Raw genomic sequence first — 2,984 nt, forward strand, 5'->3', positions numbered from 1 at the left:
GCACTTATCAAGTACATTCTATTAACAATCACCATTTCATATATCATGCATTTGGCAGTGACTAAATGGAAAGTATTTTTACTACTGTTTTTGTCAGTGGCTGTTTTAGGTTGCAAGCCCGAACCTTACACCGTTGAGGCAGGCTTTACCAATGGCAGTACTATCGGTCGGCATATCGTGTCCAAAATGACGATTACAACACTATCAGGAGGCCGAGCAAACTTCGCTATGGGTTCTGTCGGTGGTTATCCTGGGGCCCACTCAGGCGGAGGAAAAATAGATGCCCCCGCTTACATCGAAGGTGAGTGGGCAAAAGGTAACCCAGAGCCGAGTAGCGGTTTAATCTCCTATCACCGCATATCTGCCCCCATTCCAGATAATGCCGAAGCCAAAATAAAAACAATGGATAATTATTACCAAAATCTCGACCGTGACTATGGTTCAATACAAGTCATTGTCGATGGCCCAAGAGTTAGAGTTTTTTATACTAAAAATTGCTTTGGTATTGTTACTGACTGCACCCCAAAGAAAGGTGCTGACCCTAATGGCTGGGTTAAGAAATCACCACGCGATTTGACGGACGTTGTGGTTCTCTTTGATGGCAAAGGAGAATCTTCTCCGACGCCTTTTCCAAACACCTTTTTTGCCGATTTGGAAAAGCGTAAAAAAGCGAGTTCATCTGAGTAGGGAGAGGTGACACAAGCCCCAGCAAAATGTTGGATAAGAGCACATTGTCAACGGGCGCCTGTCACGATCGGCGCCAAATTTAACATCGGGGTTAATCTTTGGCTTTGATGTCCGATGGCGCCGTGCAACGGGCGCGCGGCGGAAATCACACCAAGCTTGCGCGATCGAGAAGGCGCTTATGCCGACCTACGCCTGGTTTCTATATCGGTGGTGCCATTGGCTACGATTACTCGTTCCCACGCTCCTGCGTGGGAATGCATACAATGATAAAATTTATACATCGATGGTGCCATTGGCGTAGGTGACACAAGCCCCGGTAAGATGTAAACAATGATGCGCTATGCCAACGGGCGCCTGTCACGATCGGTGCCAAATTTACCACCAATGTCGGATGGCGCGCAGCGCAAATCACACCAAGCTTGCGCGATCGAGAAGGCGCTTATGCCGACCTACGCCTGGTTTATATATCGGTGGTGCCATTGGCTACGATTACTCGTTCCCACGCTCCTGCGTGGGAATGCATACAATGACAAAATTTATACATCGATGGTGCTATTGGCGTCGGTGACACAAGCCCCGGCAAAATGTTGGATAAGAGCACATTGTCAACGGGCGCCTGTCACGATCGGCGCCAAATTTAACATCGAGGTTAATCTTTGGCTTTGATGTCCGATGGCGCCGTGCAACGGGCGCGCGGCCGGCTTGGGTATGCATGATTGATATTATGCTGGCGCTTATGCCGACCTACGCGATATTCGGGATTTTTGAATACAGAACGCTTCGCTTACGGAGTACAGAAGAGAGCAGAAAGCAGTTCCTAGGACCTAGGAACTTTATCTACCAGAGCTGGCACGATATGCTCTTTCCGTATTCCGTATTCCGTATTCCGTATTCCGTATTCCGTATTCCGTATTCCGTATTCGGTATTCCGTCAATTCGACTGGATATACATCCAGTTATTCTTTATCCTTGAGGGAAAGTAACAAACAGAGAATCGATTGTGATAGGCCGATTACACGGAACCCTGATAGAAAAGCAGCCGCCGGAGATTTTAATTGACGTAAACGGCGTCGGTTACGAAGTTAGCATGCCCATGAACTGTCTATATCAACTGCCGGACGTAGGTGAGACGGCCACTGTGTATACCCACTTTGTGGTCCGTGAAGACGCGCAATTACTCTATGGTTTCAGCGGTAAACGCGAGCGGGCGCTGTTTCGGGAAGTGATCAAAGCCAATGGCGTGGGGCCTAAGCTCGGATTAGCGATTTTGTCGGGAATGACAGCCAATCATTTTGTCGACAGTGTTGAGCATAACGATGTATCGACCTTGGTGAAAATTCCCGGGGTAGGGAAGAAAACCGCGGAACGCTTGGTGATTGAAATGCGCGATCGGCTTAAAAACTGGGAAGCATTCGATCTCTTTACCCCGCATACGGATGCGGCTACTGGCGAGGGGGCGGCCACTCGTCCAGCTCCGACCACGGTCTCAACCGCGGCAGACGAAGCGGTGAGTGCCCTGGTCGCCTTGGGCTATAAAGCGGCACAAGCAGAGAAAGTGGTAAAACAAATTGCAACCGATGACATGAGCAGTGAAGACGTCATTCGTCACGCGCTGCGCTCGATGGTGTAACCCATGATAGAAGCTGATCGTTTAATTTCGGCGCAAACCACGCCCGATCGCGAAGATGAAGTGATTGACCGCGCGATACGCCCCAAGTTACTAGATGACTACCAAGGCCAAGACCACGTACGTGGGCAAATGGAAATTTTTATCCATGCCGCACGCAAACGCCAAGAAGCCCTGGATCACCTGCTGATTTTTGGCCCGCCCGGCCTCGGTAAAACCACTCTGGCCAATATTGTTGCCAACGAAATGGACGTGAGTATTCGCACCACCTCAGGCCCCGTGCTAGAAAAAGCCGGTGATCTTGCCGCCTTGCTCACCAATCTAGAACCCCATGATGTGCTGTTTATCGATGAAATTCATCGCCTAAGCCCAGTGGTGGAAGAAGTCTTGTATCCCGCCATGGAAGATTACCAACTGGATATTATGATTGGTGAAGGGCCAGCCGCCCGCTCGATTAAAATCGATTTGCCACCGTTTACCCTGATTGGCGCCACCACCCGTGCGGGCTCACTGACATCCCCCCTGCGTGACCGTTTTGGTATTACCCAGCGTTTGGAATACTACAACGTGCGTGATTTAACCGGGATTGTAAAACGCAGTGCGCATTGCTTGGCGTTGTCGATGGAAGACGAAGGGGCCGAGGAAGTCGCGCGTCGTTCACGTGGTACAC

Annotated in this window: 3 protein-coding genes; all 3 read left to right on the forward strand. The window is 50.1% G+C overall.

The annotated features are described in order from the left end of the window. The coding region (locus tag BZG79_RS13430) for a hypothetical protein (protein ID WP_077774650.1) at positions 1–687 on the forward strand (687 nt) is incomplete at its 5' end. A 1,000-nt stretch (positions 688–1,687) separates the two neighbouring features. Beyond that, positions 1,688–2,317 carry a Holliday junction branch migration protein RuvA gene (ruvA, locus tag BZG79_RS13440; protein WP_021024357.1) on the forward strand — a complete coding sequence of 210 codons (630 nt, stop codon included), beginning with the start codon at positions 1,688–1,690 and terminating at the stop codon, positions 2,315–2,317. A 3-nt stretch (positions 2,318–2,320) separates the two neighbouring features. Beyond that, on the forward strand, positions 2,321–2,984 hold a 664-nt coding region (ruvB, locus tag BZG79_RS13445; protein ID WP_077774652.1), incomplete at its 3' end, for a Holliday junction branch migration DNA helicase RuvB.

Source organism: Salinivibrio sp. MA427 (genome assembly GCF_001996115.1).
GTDB classification, from domain to species: Bacteria; Pseudomonadota; Gammaproteobacteria; order Enterobacterales; family Vibrionaceae; genus Salinivibrio; species Salinivibrio costicola.